Here is a 16,240-nt window from a genome sequence, read left to right on the forward strand (position 1 = left end):
CACGAGTGACGGGCGACCAGGGCGCAGAGTCGAGCCGGGGCGTCCTGAGTCTGCAGAAACCGAGCGCCGTCGATCGGGTGAGACCCCGTCGCCGCAAGGTTGGGAGCGTAACCAACGTCGTGCAACACCGCGGCAGCAATAAGCACTTCGGGGTCGGCAAAGGTTGGCGCGATTCGCCGCGCTTCTGCAGCGACTGACTGCACGTGGATCCACCGACGTGGCAGCGAAATGCACAGATTCTTCTCCGCGGTAGCAGTAGCCCATTGCACGAGGCGCACGCTATAATCATACGACAGCACAAACGCTCCCGCCAAGCCCGCAGCGTCAGCGGCCTAACGCGTCTTCGAACTAAAAGAGTACAGGGGCACTGGCGAACCGTGGTAGAACAAAGAGTATCCACTCGTTACTGAACTAGAAACGACCCCCATAAGAAGCAGGAACGTGTAGCCCAACCATCCGACGCCCAGCTCTGTAGCCTAAAGTTCATGCCGCGCCATGTACTGGTGCAGCACGTCGACAGCAGTCCGTGGATCGTGCGCGATCCGTCGCTGCTGCGCGTCTTGAGATCGCTCCCGGCCCTGCCGCGACACCGAGTACTCCTCGCCCAGCGCCAGCTCGGAGGACACCATGTCGCCCGGCCGCAGGTCGCCGCGGTCGATGAGCTGGCGGAGTTCCTTTGCAATCTGACGGTAGGTGCCGCGCGGCGCCACGATGTGCTTCCTCCTGGTCGGCGCCACAGGCGAACCCAGGCTAGACCTAGCCGAGTTCCGCCGGTTTAATGATCCGGCCTACTAGGGAGCGCAGATGCCTTCTCGACAGTACGAGGAAGCTTTTGATCGGGGCGACGAGTTGGCTCGCGAGCGACGCTACAGGGAGGCAGCCGAACTTACCCATGCAGCTGCCCGACTCGCGGAATCTCAGGTTGAGATCGCCCAACTTGAGCATCGCGCAGCCAAGTTTTACGGACTCGACGGGAACGGTCATGCAAGGCACGAGCTTGCTTTGAGCGCATCAAAGCGCTGGGCCCGACTTGCAACTCAGATGCAAGATGACCGGCCATCAGATCCCGAATTACTGTGGAATGCCCTACTCTGTGGAGTCACTGCTCGCGATTACATTCAGATCCAGCACGCCAAGCACTTAGTGAGCGTGCTACAAGGCACTCCGGTCGACGAGCAAATCCCAGTCTTACAGGAGTTTATACAGCAACTTCCTCCCGTGACGCACCCACCCACAAGAAACGTTCTCCGGCGAGCCCTCGGAGACGCTTACCTCTTGACAGCTCAATCGTCGGCGAGCGACGGCTCGGCACAACGCGCACTAAGGGAATACACGATCGCTAGCCATGAGCCGGGCAGGAACGCAGTCCGAGCTCTTCTAGCCGAACGCGCTTTGACTAAGGGTCGCCAAGCTGAAGAAGCAGCTCAGCAAGCGGACGGCCTACTGATGCAAGAGCGAATGCTTCGACGCGCAGCCGACGCCTATGGCCGAGGAAACCCAGACGAATCTCGGCGATGCGAGGAGCTGGCCGACCAACGACGATTAATGTCAATACAGCTGGCAGAATCGGTACTTTCACGTCCGATAGCGAGGGATCTTGTCGAACTGCTACTGCGGACGCCGGACGACAATCGCCAGTCGTGGACCACGCGGATACTTGCTGAGAATGCCAAGCTCAGATCGTTTCATGTGTCCTCAGAGCTTATTGTAGGCGAGACGTACAGCGTCGGATTGTTTGCACCCGATCTGGCGGTAGAGCGGGTCAACAGCGCCATGTTACGGCTAGCGCAGATGCCGGACGAATCCGGCAGTATAAGCCAGCTTCTGGCTAAACTTGTTGCAACAGTGGGCGACACGACCAGCTACTGTCCGACACCCACCATGATGCCGTCGTCCGTCGTTACAACCAAGTGGCGACAGACCCTTCTAGCACTCCTCGCCACAGGTGTAGCAGGATCGTCGCTCGGCCTAGTCTCTGCTGATCCAGAGCTTCGAACAGTACTAATCGCCGTACTCGGCACAGAACTAGGGCTTGCGGTAAATCTAGTCTCAACGTACCTCACACGCCGCCGCGATAATGACGTCGAGCAACTGCTGAAAGACCGTGATGAGGCTGATTCGGTAATAATTCTATACTTGTTGCGCAGGCCCCGAACAGTCCGTGAGCTATCCGAACTGACCCACTGCGCGACTGATCGAATGCGACGGAATCTCAATAGATTGGAAGGCGATGGCGTGGTTGAGAAGAATCCCGGAGGCCCACGTGGCGCACAAAGCTGGCAGCTCTCGAAGCGCTACTCGGATTCTCCGTAGTGTGCCGACGTCAACGCGACGAGCGCATTCCTGCCGTGGCGGGCGATCAGGCCCCATTCCGCGAGCAGCCGTAATGACCGCTTGGCCGTCGCAATCGATACGTTGTATTCATCGGCCAAGTCAGCAGCTATTGGCACCGAGCACCCAGGAAGCAACGCGCCAGCCTCGATGAGGCGGACGACCGCGACAGCGACAACCTGATATGGGTGTCGCGGCTCGCCGCAGATAAGCGTTAATTCGTCGACTTGCGCCGGACGTCGGGGCATTCTGGCGCCAAGATTGCGCGCGGCGCGTTGATCGGACTCCGACACCCACGCCGTGTAGGTCCGCAGCGTTGTCGTCCCCCCACCCCCATGACCGAGTCGTCCTGCGACGGTTCGCGGATCGACGCCTGCGGCAATCAGCTCCGTAGCCGAGTAGTGCCGCAGCTTGTGCAACGTTGTAACGATGCCCAGCCGCGCCACCATGCGGGCGTACCGCTGGGTGACGCTGTCCGGGGTCGCGAACTTCGAGCCTTCCGGGGAGTCGGAGAAGAGGAACGCGTCGGCCGGCCATCCGACGCCCGCCTCGGCGGCCTCTGAAGCGCACCGGTCCATGTGGTCCCGCAACACATCAACGGTTTCCAGATCGAGAGCGATCCGTCGCTGCTGGTGCGTCTTGAGGCCACCCTCGGCCCAGCCGTTGGAACTACGACGGATTGCTCGCTTGAGCCAGATCGTCTCCCGACCGGGATCGAGGTTGAGCGAGTTGCGGCGGATGGCGCATAGCTCTCCGCGCCGCGCCCCGGTGGTCATCGCAACCCAGAGGAAAGCTCCCCAATTGGGATCGCGCCACGCCTCGTTGATGATCCGCGCGGACTCCTCCGCTGTCGGCGGCTGCGGGTTCGGCCTCGGAGCTGGCGGCGGGTCGACCTGCTCCGTCGGGCTCACGCTCAACCAGCGCCAGCGGACGGCGCGCTTGTAGGCGCCGGACAGAATGAAGTGGATGTGGCGGACGGTCGTCGGGGCCAGTGGCCGGCACCTGTGCGGGCCGCAACGATGGTCGCACTCGTGGTTGCCCTTGACCCGATGGTCGACGAAGCGGCGCTTGCCGCCGCAGTGAGCACGGCAGCGGCGCAGCTCGGCATAGAACGAGTCGAGCGTCTCCGGCGTCAGCTGCCCGACCTTCACCTGTCCGAGGAGCGGCGAGATGTGGTTGCGGATGTGCCCGCGGTATAGCTCCAGCGTGTTCTCCCCACCGGAGAACTGGTCGAGGTAACGCTCCAGCAGCTGGTCGACGGTGGCGCTCGTCCTCGGCGCCGTGCGGTCCGCGACCTCGCGCTGCATCCGCTCGAGCAGGGCCTCGGCCTGCTTCTCGGCTCCAGGACCGGGCGGGATCGTCTTGGTGAGCGTGTGCCGCTTCTTGGTAAGCGGGTCCTGGCCGGCGTAGAGGCGCACCCGCAGAGCTCCGCTGGGCAAGACGTCGATGCTGCCGCGAGGACGCTCGCGGCGCCGGACTCGGGGCGCCATCTGTGCAGCGTAGCGAGGTTTGGTGTCACGATTGGTGTCACGAACCTGAGGCGCCGAGCTGTAAGCTCAGCAAAGCTGCTGGTCAAAGCCAGAGCGGGCGACGGGAATCGAACCCGCGTAGCCAGTTTGGAAGACTGGGACTCTACCATTGAGCTACGCCCGCATGCCCGGTTTCCCGGGCACGTTCCACTCTAGCGGACCTCCGCGGGGGACCGCCGCCGTGCCCCTTGACCGGGCAAGTCCATGGTCACCGTTCCGGTGCCGGAGCTGCACTGGTGCGGCTTTCGCACCGCTGATGGCGATCTTGCGCAACGGCGCGCCCAGGAAGCGGCGGCACTCAGTAGACGTCGCGGACGTACCGCTTCTCCCGCCGCATGGTCGCGATGTAGTCGGCGGCGTCGTCGGGTTCCATCCCGCCGTGCCGGGCGACGATCTCGTGCAGCGCCGCGTCGACGTCCTTCGCCATGTGGGTCGCGTCCCCGCAGACGTAGAAGTGCGCGCCCTCGGCCAGCCAGGAGAACAGCTCCGCCCCGTGCTCGCGCATCCGGGTCTGGACGTAGATCTTGTCCGCCTGGTCCCGGGAGAACGCGAGGTCCAGGCGGTCGAGCAGGCCGTTCTCCCCCATCTGGATCAGCTCGTCCTCGTAGAGGAAGTCGTGCGCCCGGTGCTGGTCGCCGAAGAACAGCCAGTTGCGCCCGCGCGCCCCGGTCGCGAGGCGCTGCTGCAGGAACGCCCGGAACGGTGCGATACCCGTGCCCGGGCCCACCATGATCATGGGAGTGTCGCCGTCCGCCGGCGGGCGGAAGGAGTTGTTCGGCGCGACGAAGATCCCGGCCGTGTCGCCCGGTGCGAGCCGGTCGGCGAGGAACGTAGAGCAGACGCCGCCGCGCGCGCGTCGGCCGCGCTTGTACCGCACCGAGGCGATGGTCAGCGCCACCCGGCCCGGGGCGGCCAGCGGGCTCGACGAGATCGAGTACGACCGGTGCTGCAGCGGGCGCAGCAGCGGCAGGAACTCCTCCAGCGCGATCTGCGGGCCGTCCTCCAGCAGCTCCAGCACGTCCTGACCCCACAACCAGCGGTCGAACGCGGTCTTGTCCGTGCTGTGCACACCGCGGGCGAGGTCACTGTCCGGGGCGCGGCGGGCGAGCTCGTTGAGCAGGTCCTTCGACGGCGTGACGATCTCCACGTCGCAGGTCAGCACCTCGTACAGGAGGCGACCGGCGATCTCGTGCTCCGGCTCCACACCGAAGTGTTCGATGAGTGCACCGACCAGGGCCGGGTCGTTGGTGGGCACGATGCCCAGCGAGTCGCCCGCCGCGTAGGTCAGGTCCGGGTCGTCGAGGGCGAACTCGTAGTGCCGGATGTCCTTGGCCGACCCCGCGCCCGACAGCAGCCTGCTCACCGCGAGCACCGACCGGTACGGGTTCTTCCGGGACCACTTCGACTTCTTCTTCGCCGGCGCCTCGGTGACCGAGCCGGCCGCGGCCGCGGTGGCGGCGGCGCCGTCGAGGTCGGCGAGCACGGCCAGCGCCTCGGCGATCCAGGCGGCGGCCGGGTCGTCGTAGTCGACGTCGCAGTCGACCCGGTCGATCAGCCGGCGGGCGCCGAGCTGCTCGAAGCGGGTGTCGATGTCCTTGCCCGCCTGGCAGTAGTCGTCGTACCCGGTGTCGCCGAGCGCCAGCACGGCGAACTGCAGGCCCTCCAGCCGGGGCATGGCCTCTTCGCGGAAGCCGTCCCAGAACAGCTCGGCGCTGTCGGGCATCTCCCCCTCGCCATAGGTGGAGCAGATGACGAGGACCCGTCCCATCGCGGGCACCTCGTCGACGGCGACGTCGCCGAGGCTCTTGAGCGAGACCGGTACGCCCTGGGCCTTCAGCGCGCCGGCGAGGTCGTTCGCGAGTCCCTCGGCGTTGCCCGTCTGGCTGCCGTGCAGCACGGACACGGGCGGCCGGGTCGGGCCGCTGTCCTCCTCGGCCTTGAGCTTGGCCGTCAGCCCGGAGAGGAAACCCCCGAGCCAGACCCGCTGCTCGGGCGTGAACGGCGCGTCGGCCGGGATGTAGGGCGCCGGGACGAACGCCGTCGGGAGAGTCCTGGTCACGCGTGCGCCCCCGTCCGCTGGGTGCCAGCCTTGAGCGCCATCTCGGCGACGTCCGGCACCGACTGCGCCGCGAACAGCTCCTCGAAACCGGGGATGCGGCCCAGCGCCTCCCGGTTGCGCGCGTCGATGTGCAGGATCCAGCCGTAGGTGCCCGGCGCGTCGACCGACAGCACGTTCCGCCGCGAGAGCGCCTCCTTGTAGTCGCCCACCCGCTTGACCGAGATCAGCGCGGCCAGGTCCGGGTCGGAGTAGCCGTCGACGGCCTCGCGGGCGTAGCGCTGGATCCGGGTGGCCACCGCGTAGTCCTCGGTGAGCAGGAGCTTGCGGGTGGCGTCCGCGACCCGTGGATCCTCCGGTCCGGTCGCACCCTGCACCCGCAGCATCGCCACGTTCTGCGCGAGGCTGAGCACCGTGTAGTTGTTGAGCAGCGCGAACATCTCCTCGCTGCCCGCGTCGCCGTATCCGGGGACCGCGCCGCCGCTGACCGGCTCGCCGTCGCGGAAGTGCTGCTTGTAGCGGCGCAGCTGGTGCGCGGCGAGCGCGGTCGCCAGCTCGTCGAGCAGCTCCTTGCGCGAGTGCCCCTTCAGGATCTCCTCGGTGTCCTGGTAGAGCAGCAGCGCCCGGGGCATCCCGTAGAGGAAGTGCTCCCGCTCGGTGTCCCAGTTCTCCAGGATGCGCGTGGCGCGTACCGAGCCGGTGGCCTCGACGTGCGCGGCCAGCAGGGTGTGCAGGGCGCGCTCGTGGAAGTCGACGTCCGCCACACGACCGAGCACCAGTGAGTCGGTGGACATCCAGGCAGCGGCGTCGCCGGCCGGGTCGTACTGGTAGAGGAAGCCGCCACTCATGCCGTTGCCCAGGCCCTTGCCGAAGCTGCCCAGGTTCACGACGGCGCCGTTGGTCATGTACTCGCAGCCGAAGTCGCCGACGCCCTCGACGACGGCGGTCGCCCCGGAGTTGCGCACGGCGAACCGGTCGCCGGCCTCGCCCGCGACGAACAGCCGCCCCCCGGTGGCGCCGAACAGGGCGAAGTTGCCGATCAGCACGTTGCCGCCCGGTGCCGCGTCACCGCCGCCCGGCGTGCGCATGACGATGGTGCCGCCGCACATGCCCTTGCCGACCCCGTCGTTGGCGGTGCCGGTGTGCGTCATGACCATGCCGTCGTTGCAGAACAGGCCGTACGACTGCCCGCCCGAGCCGTGGGTGGTGATGTTCACCGTGCCGTCGGACAGGAAGCGCCGCCCGCGGGAGTCGGCGTACGCGGCCGCCGCGTCGACGCCCTCGTGGTTGAGCATCCGCTCGATGCTCACGGCCACCCGGCCGCCCAGCGACTTGTTGTTGTTGCGGACGTGCATCGGCCCCAGCTCGATGCGCCGGGAGCCGGCCAGCGCCGCGCGGATCTCGTCGAGGAAGGCGTCGTCCGTCCCGTAGTCGGACTGCAGGTATACGGGCTCGTCGATGATCTGCTCCGGCAGCTTGGCCAGCATCCGGGACAGGTCGAGCGTCCCGACCAGCGACGGGTGCTCGACGAGTTCCAGCAGGTCGGTTCGGCCGCGGGCGTCGCGCAGGCTGTGCAGGCCGAGGTCGGCGAGGATCTCGCGGACCTCGTGGGCGATGTTGAGCAGGTACTGCGCGAGCGCCCGCGGGTCGCCGTCGAAGACCTCGGAGTTGGTGGTGATCCCCGCCGGGCACTTGACGTTGCAGTTCTTCGCCATCACGCAGCGCAGCATCATCAGCGCCGTGGTGCCGAACTCGAAGCTGTCGCCGCCGAGCAGGGCCGAGATGACGACGTCACCTGCGGTCTGATGAGCCCCCGAGCAGCGCAGGACGACCTTCTGCCGCAGCCCGTTGGCCGACAGCGCCTGGTGCACCTCGGCGATGCCCAGCTCCGCCGAGCGGCCGGCGTACTTCAGGCTGGTCACCGACGCCGCACCGGTGCCGCCGGTGTTGCCGGCCACGTTGATGACGTCCGCGCCCGCCTTGGCGACGCCGACCGCGATGGTGCCGATGCCCTCGCTCGAGACGAGTTTGACGACGACCCGCACGCCCGCGGCCTTGCAGTCGTGGATGAGCTGCGCGAGGTCTTCGATCGAGTAGGTGTCGTGGTGCGGCGGCGGCGAGATCAGCTCGACGCCCGGCGTGGCGCCGCGGGCCGCCGCGATGTCGACGGTCACCTTCGGGCCGGGCAGCTGGCCGCCCTCCCCCGGCTTGGCTCCCTGGCCGATCTTGATCTCGAGCTCCTCGAGCATCGGGTCGGCCAGGTAGCCGGCCCAGACGCCGAACCGGCCCGAGGCCAGCTGCTTGATCCGGGAGCCGCGGATCGTGCCGTAGCGGGAGAAGTGCTCGCCGCCCTCGCCGCAGTTGGACATGGCGCCCACCATGTTGATGCCGTGCGCGACGGCCTCGTGCGCCGACGCGACCAGTGCGCCGTGGCTCATCGCACCCGAGGCCAGCATCCGTGTGATCTCCGAGGCGAGCTGGACCTCGGCCAGCGGGAGGGGCGGACCGGCGGGCCGGTGGGCCAGGACGTCACGCAGCGCCGCCGGGCGCCGCGTCCGCTCCTCGGTCATGGTCCGCACGAAGTCGCGGTAGCCCGGGGTGATCTCGAAGCGGTCGATCTCGTCCGGCGTCAGCTCGCGCAGCGTCGTCGCCTGGTACGCCTCGTCGTCGAGGCCGAAGGCGTCCTCCAGCCGGTTCAGCGTGAGCAGGCGCAGGGCGTCCTCGCCGGTCGTGCCGTCGAAGGCGAGCTTCTCGTCGGTCATCCCGGTGAACCCGCGGACGGCGGCGGCGCCGTAGGAGTGCCCCGCGCCCTCGCTGCGCTCCTTGAACAGGCCGAGCAGCGGGATGTCCGACTCGCCCTCGACGGCCAGCGCCTTCTCGTGCCACGCCGCCGACTCGCGGGCGATCTCGGTGAAGCCGACGCCGCCGACCGGGCTCCGGAGGTTCGGGAAGTAGCGCGCGATCACCGGGTCGTCGGTGTCGAGGTAGGCGGGCTCGAAGAACTCGCCGCCGATGTAGCTCTCAACGGTGCACAGGCCGACCCGGCCCATCGTCTTCATCAGGGCCTTCTGCGCGGCCTTGCGGAACCGGTCGAACGCGCCGTCGGCGCCCTGCTCGCCGAAGCGCTCCTCGGCCCGCAGCTGCACCGCCAGCGGGTACACCGCGGACGCGCCGAACCCCAGCACCGCCGCGACGTGGTGCGACGACGAGATCTGCCCGCTCTCGGCGATCACCGACACACGCAGCCGCAACCCGGCGTCGATCAACGCCTGGTTGATCGCCGAGACCGCGAGGACCACCGGGATCGCCGCACGCGCGCGGGAGACGTGCCGGTCGGTGATGACGGCGATGCCGCCCTGCTCGCGGGCGAACGCCACGATGTCCGCGGCCAGCTTGTCGATCGCCGCCTGCAGCACCGTCGGGCTCGGGTCCGGCGTGAACAGCAGCTCGAAGCGACGCACGGCCGTCTCCCGCTGCTCCCGGATCTTGACCATGTCCAGGTGCGACAGGATCGGGGTCTCGACGGTGATCTGGCGGCCCGCCGAGGTCACCGCGGGCGAGTCCGGCCGGTCCGGCTTGGCGCCGAGCGCGACCCGCAACGTCATCCCGTCCGACTCGCGAACGCTGTCCAGCGGCGGGTTGGTGACCTGGGCGAAGCGCTGCGTGAAGAACTTCGCCATGCCGCCCTCGCGGCCCGACAGCACGTTGATCGCGTTGCCGTAGCCCATCGCCGACACCCGCTCCGACCCGCTGGCGAGCATCGGGTCGAGCAGGAAGCGGAAGCTCTCGGTGTTGAGCGAGTACGCCACGTAGCGCTGGAAGCGGGCCAGGTCGCCGCGGTAGCGCAGCGGCGAGCCCAGCTTGTCCGCCGGCAGCTCGGGAAGGTCGGCCAGCGGGATCCGCGCCTGGTCGAGCAGGGCGGCGTAGTCGTGCCGGGCGGCGAGCATCTCCAGCGTCGCGACCGTGCCCCGGACCTTGCCGTCGCGGTGGTCGAAGTAGAGCATCCCGCCGGCCTCGATCCGGCCGCGGCGACGCTCCGTGGCCGGGTCGAAGGCGATCTGCCCGGCCTCGGAGGTGATGCACAGGTACTCGTCGGTCTCGACGGTGCGCAGCGGGCGCAGGCCCAACCGGTCGAGCCGGGCGCCGACCACGTCGCCGTCGGCGAACACGAGCGCGGCGGGCCCGTCGTTCTTCTCCTCGCGCAGCGAGAAGTACTCCAGCATCGCGCGGACCGCGGGCGCGAGCCGCTCGTCGTTCTCCCAGGCCGGGGGCATCATCGAGACGACGGCGGTGACCAGGTCGACGCCGTCCTCCACCACTCGTGACTCGATCGTCTGGTCCAGCCGCGCGCTGTCGGACTGCCCGCGCGGCCGGACGATGACCTTGCCACGGGCCCGGGCGACGGTGTTCTCGGCGATCCGGTTCTTCCGGTCGGTGTTGAGCTCGCCGTTGTGCGCGATGAAGCGGAACGGCTGCGCCATCGTCGGGTGCGGGTCGGTGTTGGTCGAGAAGCGGGTGTGGAAGTAGAGGGTGCGGACCTCGTGGTCGGGGTCGGCGAGGTCCGGGAAGTAGCGGATGACCTCGCCGGAGATGAGCCGGCCCTTCAGCACCTGGTTGCGCGCGGAGAACGAGATCGGGTAGAGCCCCTCGAGATCCGGCTCGGTGTAGGCGCGGGCCTCGATGGCCAGCAGACAGCGGTGGACCGCCTGGTCGAACTCGCGCGTCTCCACGCCTGGCTGCGGGACGAACACCCACTGCCGGATGGGGAGCTGGTAACGGCGCGCCGCCGGCCGGATGCCGCTCTCGTCGATCGGGACGTCGCGCACGAGGAGCAGGGTCAGGCCGTGCTCCTCGAGTGCCTCGGCGATCACCCCGTCGACGACGGGCAGCTGGGCCGGGTCGGCCCGCAGGTCCGGCCCGGCGGGGACGAAGAAGTTGCCGACCCCGAAGAGGCGGGGCTCCAGGTCGTCGCGACCGGTCAGCTTGCGGAAGAACCTCGTGGACAGGTCGATCCAGACCCCGCCGCCGTCACCGACGCCTTCCGACGAGATCCCGCCGCGGTGGGGCACCGCGCACAGCGACTCGTGGGCCATCTCGATGAGTTCGTGGCTCGGCGTGCCGTCTTTGCGGGTCAGGAAGCCGACGCCACAGCTGCTCCGCTCGTCGGAGGGGTCGTAGAGTCCTCGGCGCTCCGGGCTTCTCACCAGCACGTTCTCCCTCGGTGCGGGGGCGCGCCGTTCTCAGCCCCACGAGTCGCAATGTCTCGGTCCTGCCGCCGCGTGACAGTCTGGAGCGGCGTGGATCGATGGGGGCGCGGCAGGCAGCGAGGCGATCGGCGACAGCGCACGAGGCGGCAGCCGTGGACCTTCCCGCCTGTCCGCGGCCCTCGAACCGTCCGGGCACACGTCGGCGCTGCCACCTTGCAGACCACAAGACTATGTCGTCGGCGGCTCCCGTGCTGGTGACACGAGCGTCGTCAGCCTGATGACCACCCGTCGGCGGTCGCCCACGTGCCCCACTTCACTCCGAGGTCCGTAGACTGCGGCGGACGGGGTGTGGCGCAGCTTGGTAGCGCACTCGCTTTGGGAGCGAGGGGCCACCGGTTCAAATCCGGTCACCCCGACCAGATCGACGACGCGGAGCGGTCAGGACGTCGGCTGATCGAGACTGATCCGCAGGATCACCCGCTGCCGTCGGCCGCGCACCAGGCGCTCGACCGCCGTGATGATCCGGTACTCCATGCCGTACTTGCGCCGCAGCGCCGCGACGTGCCGAGCCTCGGAAGCCACCACCTCCACCACGCCCGCCACCGGCGCGGCTCCTTCCGGCACCCGACCGTGGCGGTCGCACGACCGCAGCTCGACGCGGGGATCGCGGCGCAGCCGCTTCACCTTTCCGCTGTCCGACGGCGGGTCACCACCAGCGCGTCGCCGTCACGGGCGATCCACACCGGTGTCGCGACGGGTGTTCCGTCACGACGGAAGGTGGTCAGGGAGACGAAGCGCTCGCCCGCCACGTCGTCGATCGTCGCCAGCACGGTCACCCGGACACCGTACGTCCGACCGAGCCGGAGACCGGCGCTCTGCACAGGCCGGCACCGCCGCCCGTGTGACGGATACGCGACCGGCGTCACCCAGCGGAGTGATGTTCTCGACCGTCGAACTACTCTGCGTGGACCATGCGCTAGCGTCTGTCCTTCGTCTCGGGTATCCCCATGCAGCCTGGGACCACTCACAGCCTGGCCCCGCACGACCGGACGGAACCATGACTTCAGTCACTCCTGGTCACTCGGAGTCAACGGTCAACGGCGACCCGATGACCCGGGTACCCCAGCCGCGTGTGCCTACGCACGACACCGACGCCCCGGCACTGAACCCGATCGCCCAGGCTCGGGTGCGGGAGTCGGCGGCACGCAACAGCGCGGCGGTACAGCTCTTCGAGAACGGGCGGCACGACGAGGCCGTGCCGCTGTTCGAGCAGGCGCTCGCCTCGTGCCGTTCGACCTTGGGCAGCGACCACCCCGACACGTTGATCGTCGCCGGTAATCTCGCGGTGGCCTACGTGGCGTCCGGCAACCGGCGCAAGGGGATCAAGCTGATCGCCGGCAATCTCGCCGCCCGCGTGCGGGTCTTCGGCGACGACCACCCGGAGACGCTCACCGCACGCAACGCCCTGGCGGTCGCGCACCGGATCAACGGCGACGTCGACACCGCGGTCGACCTGGCAAAGCAGGTCGCGGTGCAGCGCAGCCGGGCGCTGGGGCCCGAGCACGCCGACACCCTCACCTCACGCATGGGGCTCGCGCTGGCGATGGCGGCGGCCGGTCACCTGACCGTCGCCCACGGCCTCGTCTCCTCCGCGATGAGCGACGCCGAGACCGTGCTCGGCGTCGATCACGAACACACGCTGGCGCTCCTCGACTGCGGGGAGTCCAACGGCCTCCTCCGGCGGGAGGTCTAGTGCCGACCCCACCCCCGAACGACGGGCACGAGAACGGTCATCAGGAGACCGAGATCCAGGAGTAACTCATGTCGGCAAGCCACAGTCGCTCGTCCGAGCATTCGGACGAAGCACTGCTGCATCGCCTGGGCTATGCCCAGGTGCTCTACCGCGAGATGGGCGGGTTCTCCAACTTCGCCATCTCCTTCACCATCATCTCGATCCTGGCCGGCTGTCTGACCTCGTACTTCGTCGGGTTCAACTACGGCGGTCCCGTCGCGATCACCTGGGGCTGGCTGATCGTCGGCGGCTTCTCGATCCTCGTGGCGATGGCCATGGGCGAGATCGCCTCGGCGATGCCGACGGCTGGCGCCCTGTACTTCTGGGCGTCCAAGCTCGGCAGCCCGGCCTGGGGCTGGTTCACCGGCTGGTTCAACCTCGTCGGTCAGATCTCGGTCACCGCCGCGATCGACTACGGCGCCGCCACCTTCACCACGGCGCTGCTCAACCTGTGGTTCCCGGACGTCGTCGGCACCGACACCCCGACGATCTTCGTCGTCTTCACGGTGATCATCGCGCTGCACATCGGGCTGAACCTGCTCAACATCAACCTGCTCGCCCAGCTCAACACGATCTCCGCCTGGTGGCACATGGCCGGCGTCGCCGTGATCGTCGTCGTGCTGGCCGTGGTTCCCCAGCACCAGTCGGTCGCCTTCGTCTTCACCGAGACCGTCGACAACTCCGGGTTCACCGGGGTCGGCTTCGGCTACGTCTTCGTCCTCGGCCTGATCCTCTCCGCCTACACGATCACCGGTTACGACGCCTCGGCGCACATGAGCGAGGAGACCCGGCAGGCCTCTCGCTCCGCGGCGATCGGCATGGTCATGGCCGTGGTCGCGTCGGTGTTCTTCGGCTGGATCCTGCTGCTGGCGATCACCTTCGCCGTCCCGGACGTCCAGGGCACCCTCGACGCCGCCGCGAACGCCGTCGTCTACATCTGGACGACCTCGCTGGGTAACGCCTGGGCGGAGTTCCTCCTGTTCATCGCCGTCGTGGCACAGTTCTTCTGCGGGACGGCTTCGGTCACGTCGGCATCGCGGATGATGTTCGCGTTCTCCCGCGACCGCGCCGTGCCCGGTTCGAGGCTCTGGCGCAAGGTCGCCCGCAACCGCGTCCCGGTCAACGCCGTGCTCGCGATCGGCATCCTCGCCTGGCTGATCATGGTGCCGAGCCTCTTCAGCCTGGTCGCCTACCTCGTGGCGACCTCGATCGCCGTGATCGGACTCAACATCGCCTTCGTGCTGCCGATCATCCTGCGGATCCGGGCCGGCTCCCGGTTCGAGTCGGGGGCGTGGAGCCTGGGCAAGCACTACAAGTGGATCTCTCCCCTGGCGGTCGCGTGGATCGCGTTCATCTGTGTCGTCGGCATCCTGCCCGTGTCGCCCAACGGCGTACCGGGCGCCGCGGAGTTCGACTGGGAGGTCGTCAACTTCGCCCCGATCACCGTCGTCGCCGCGCTGATCCTCTTCGGCGGCTGGTACCTGCTCTCGGCCCGCAAGTGGTTCACCGGTCCGATCCGTGAATCCGGTGACGACGCCGGGCTCGCCGACATCGAGCGGGAGCTGCGCGCTCCCTGAGCCGTTCGACGCGACGGGCCCGCACCTCCCTGGAGGTCCGGGCCCGTCGTACGTCAGGGGACTGCAGGCTGTCAGGCGTGCACGACCTTCAGGGAGTAGACGGCGACCTCGCCGGTGGCGTCGGGCGACTCACCCTTCTCGGGGCTCGACTGCACGTACGCGCCGACCTTCCAGTACCAGCCCGACCCCGACAGCGGCAGCTCGGCCTTCTTCTCGCCGTTGTAGAGAACGTCGACCTTGCCGCCCTCCGCCACGATGCGGACGTTGTACGGCGTGCCGAGCACGTAGTTCGGGTCGATGACGGTCTCGGTCTTGCCGTCGTTGTACTGCACCATGAGCGTCTTGCCCTCGAGACGGATCTGCATCACGTCGTCGCTGGCGTCGTGGATCTGCGCGGCGACGACCTCGGGCTTCACCGTGGGCGTCTTCATGATCGCCTCACACACGTCCAGGGTGTGCGAGCCGGTCGTGTTGCTCCACGCCGCGTGCTCGCTCCCGTTCATCTCACGCAGCTCGGAACGCGGGTAGGAGCTGTTCTTCGTGGTGACGCCGCCCGCACGGGCGCTGAAGACCACGCCGTCGCGCTTGTCGGTGAGCTTGAAGGCCTCGTTGGTGAACTTGGCCAGCGCCGGGTTCTCGATGGTCTCGGGGCTGCCCGCCGCACCGGTCGGCAGGGTGAGGTACCAGGGCGCCAGGTCGATGACGTCGGCGGGGATGTTCGCCGTGCCGACGGCCGGGGCGGCGGCGGCCGTGGTGGCGTCCGCGACCGACGACGCCGCGGTGTCGGCCGCGGAGGTCGTTCCCGCCGTGCCGGTGGTGGCGGTGGTGCCGGTGAGGTTGCTGACGCTCGCGGCCCCGGACGTGTCGGTGCTCGTGCCGCCGGTGGTGTTCCCACTGGCGGTGTTCCCGCTGGTGGTGTTCCCGCTGGTGTCGACCGAGCCGGTGGCCGCGGACGTCCCGGTGGAACCGGTGACGGACGACGGGCAGGAGGCTGCGCCGAGCGTGACGCCGGCGGTGGTGGAGACGCTGCCACCGGAGGTGCCGGTCGAGCTGCTGTCCGTCGAGCTGCCGGACGTCGAGGTGCTGGACGAGTCGTCCGAACCGCTGGAGTCCGAGCTGTTGGAGTCCGAACTGCCGGAGTCCGAGCTGTCGTCCGAGTCGGAGTTGGAACTGCTGGACCCGGAGTCGCTCGAGCCGGAGTCGCTGTCGGACTCGTCGTCGTCCGAGTCGTCATGACCGGAACGCCCGCTCGAGCCGCTTGCGCTGTCGTCCGACGAACCACCGGTGGTCGAGCTGGTGGACGCGCTTCCCGACGCCGATCCCCCGGCCGGGCTCGTCGACGGCGACACCGGGCCGATGAACAGGCCGTCGACACCGTCGTGCCGCAGTGGTGTGCAGTTGAGTGAGCCGTTGCGGATCTCGGCCGACAGCTGGGAGCAGGAGACCGTGTCGATGGTGCCCGGCGTGGCTGCGATCGCGTTCCCCTGCGGCAGGAACGCCGCCGCGCCCATGACCACGGTGACTGCAGCAGGCCGCCAGATTCTGTGCCCGAACATGAGTGGTGGCCCCCCGACGATCGTGTGCTCGCGCGTGCCGACGACCGCACCCGCGTCAACGATGGTGCTGGTCGTCGCCGCGAATCGGCAGACCGAAGCAAGGGGCCGTTCGACCCCTCAAACTCGGTGTCGAGCAACGTCCCGTGACTTCCCGGCCGGCCGTGTGCTGGTCGGTGTGCCCGAGAATGTGGC

At 68.4% G+C, this 16,240-nt stretch carries 11 protein-coding genes, 2 tRNA genes and 1 pseudogene; 4 read left to right on the top strand and 10 right to left on the bottom strand.

From position 1 onward, the window contains the following. Positions 1-2: 2 nt before the first annotated feature. From RM445_RS25700 to RM445_RS25710, 3 genes and pseudogenes are all read right to left on the bottom strand, one after another. A pseudogene (locus RM445_RS25700) lies at positions 3-299 on the bottom strand (HD domain-containing protein); the annotation flags it as partial. A gap of 177 nt (positions 300-476) precedes the next feature. Then, positions 477-710 carry a GntR family transcriptional regulator gene (locus RM445_RS25705; RefSeq protein WP_311559429.1) on the bottom strand — a complete coding sequence of 78 codons (234 nt, stop codon included), beginning with the start codon at positions 708-710 and terminating at the stop codon, positions 477-479. A 46-nt stretch (positions 711-756) separates the two neighbouring features. After that, positions 757-984, bottom strand: a complete 228-nt coding sequence (locus tag RM445_RS25710) for a hypothetical protein (protein WP_311559430.1) — start codon at positions 982-984, stop codon at positions 757-759. A gap of 561 nt (positions 985-1,545) precedes the next feature. Here RM445_RS25710 and RM445_RS25715 point away from each other — a divergent pair. Beyond that, on the top strand, positions 1,546-2,313 hold the full coding sequence (locus RM445_RS25715) for a hypothetical protein (RefSeq protein WP_311559431.1): 768 nt from the start codon (positions 1,546-1,548) through the stop codon (positions 2,311-2,313). Here RM445_RS25715 and RM445_RS25720 read toward each other — a convergent pair. The 4 genes from RM445_RS25720 to RM445_RS25735 all read right to left on the bottom strand — a co-directional run bounded on the left by RM445_RS25720 (position 2,295) and on the right by RM445_RS25735 (position 11,120). After that, on the bottom strand, positions 2,295-3,749 hold the full coding sequence (locus RM445_RS25720; protein ID WP_311559432.1) for a tyrosine-type recombinase/integrase: 1,455 nt from the start codon (positions 3,747-3,749) through the stop codon (positions 2,295-2,297). The genes RM445_RS25715 and RM445_RS25720 overlap by 19 nt on opposite strands. 164 nt (positions 3,750-3,913) lie before the next feature. Continuing rightward, positions 3,914-3,984: transfer RNA gene (locus RM445_RS25725), tRNA-Gly, on the bottom strand. Positions 3,985-4,158: 174 nt separating this feature from the next. Further along, the gene (locus RM445_RS25730; RefSeq protein ID WP_311559433.1) at positions 4,159-5,919 is read right to left on the bottom strand and encodes a sulfite reductase subunit alpha; all 1,761 of its coding nucleotides are present in this window, start codon (positions 5,917-5,919) and stop codon (positions 4,159-4,161) included. Beyond that, the gene (locus RM445_RS25735; RefSeq protein ID WP_311559434.1) at positions 5,916-11,120 is read right to left on the bottom strand and encodes a glutamate synthase-related protein; all 5,205 of its coding nucleotides are present in this window, start codon (positions 11,118-11,120) and stop codon (positions 5,916-5,918) included. Before RM445_RS25735 ends, RM445_RS25730 begins: the two co-directional genes overlap by 4 nt. A 345-nt stretch (positions 11,121-11,465) precedes the next feature. Between RM445_RS25735 and RM445_RS25740 the strand changes: the two genes are divergently transcribed. Next, positions 11,466-11,542 (top strand) — tRNA-Pro (locus tag RM445_RS25740). 19 nt (positions 11,543-11,561) lie between these two features. Here RM445_RS25740 and RM445_RS25745 read toward each other — a convergent pair. Further along, a complete protein-coding gene (locus RM445_RS25745) occupies positions 11,562-11,807 on the bottom strand; it encodes a PNPOx family protein (protein WP_311559435.1) in 246 nt (81 codons plus the stop codon). Next, on the bottom strand, positions 11,804-11,959 hold the full coding sequence (locus RM445_RS25750) for a PNPOx family protein (RefSeq protein ID WP_311559436.1): 156 nt from the start codon (positions 11,957-11,959) through the stop codon (positions 11,804-11,806). Before RM445_RS25750 ends, RM445_RS25745 begins: the two co-directional genes overlap by 4 nt. A gap of 296 nt (positions 11,960-12,255) precedes the next feature. Between RM445_RS25750 and RM445_RS25755 the strand changes: the two genes are divergently transcribed. Together RM445_RS25755 and RM445_RS25760 are read left to right on the top strand one after the other, a co-directional pair. Then, positions 12,256-12,876, top strand: coding sequence for a tetratricopeptide repeat protein (locus RM445_RS25755; protein WP_311559437.1), 621 nt, complete (start codon positions 12,256-12,258; stop codon positions 12,874-12,876). A 68-nt stretch (positions 12,877-12,944) separates the two neighbouring features. Further along, positions 12,945-14,492, top strand: coding sequence for an amino acid permease (locus RM445_RS25760; RefSeq protein ID WP_311559438.1), 1,548 nt, complete (start codon positions 12,945-12,947; stop codon positions 14,490-14,492). A 71-nt stretch (positions 14,493-14,563) separates the two neighbouring features. Here the strand turns inward: RM445_RS25760 and RM445_RS25765 are convergent, their stop codons facing one another. Further along, positions 14,564-16,048: a polysaccharide lyase family 7 protein gene (locus tag RM445_RS25765; RefSeq protein WP_311559439.1), complete on the bottom strand. Its 1,485-nt coding sequence runs from the start codon at positions 16,046-16,048 to the stop codon at positions 14,564-14,566. Positions 16,049-16,240 lie beyond the last annotated feature (192 nt).

Origin of the sequence: Pseudonocardia charpentierae, assembly GCF_031845345.1 — a bacterium.
Lineage (GTDB): Bacteria > Actinomycetota > Actinomycetes > Mycobacteriales > Pseudonocardiaceae > Pseudonocardia > Pseudonocardia charpentierae.

What these genes read in the sequence shown, in the direction of transcription:
- RM445_RS25710 (WP_311559430.1), bottom strand. Translation starts at nt 984, where the DNA reads ATGACCGTTCCCGTCGAGTCCGTAAAACTTGGCTGCGCGATGCTCAAG.
- RM445_RS25715 (WP_311559431.1), top strand. Translation starts at nt 1,546, where the DNA reads ATGTCAATACAGCTGGCAGAATCGGTACTTTCACGTCCGATAGCGAGG.
- RM445_RS25760 (WP_311559438.1), top strand. Translation starts at nt 12,945, where the DNA reads ATGTCGGCAAGCCACAGTCGCTCGTCCGAGCATTCGGACGAAGCACTG.
- RM445_RS25765 (WP_311559439.1), bottom strand. Translation starts at nt 16,048, where the DNA reads ATGTTCGGGCACAGAATCTGGCGGCCTGCTGCAGTCACCGTGGTCATG.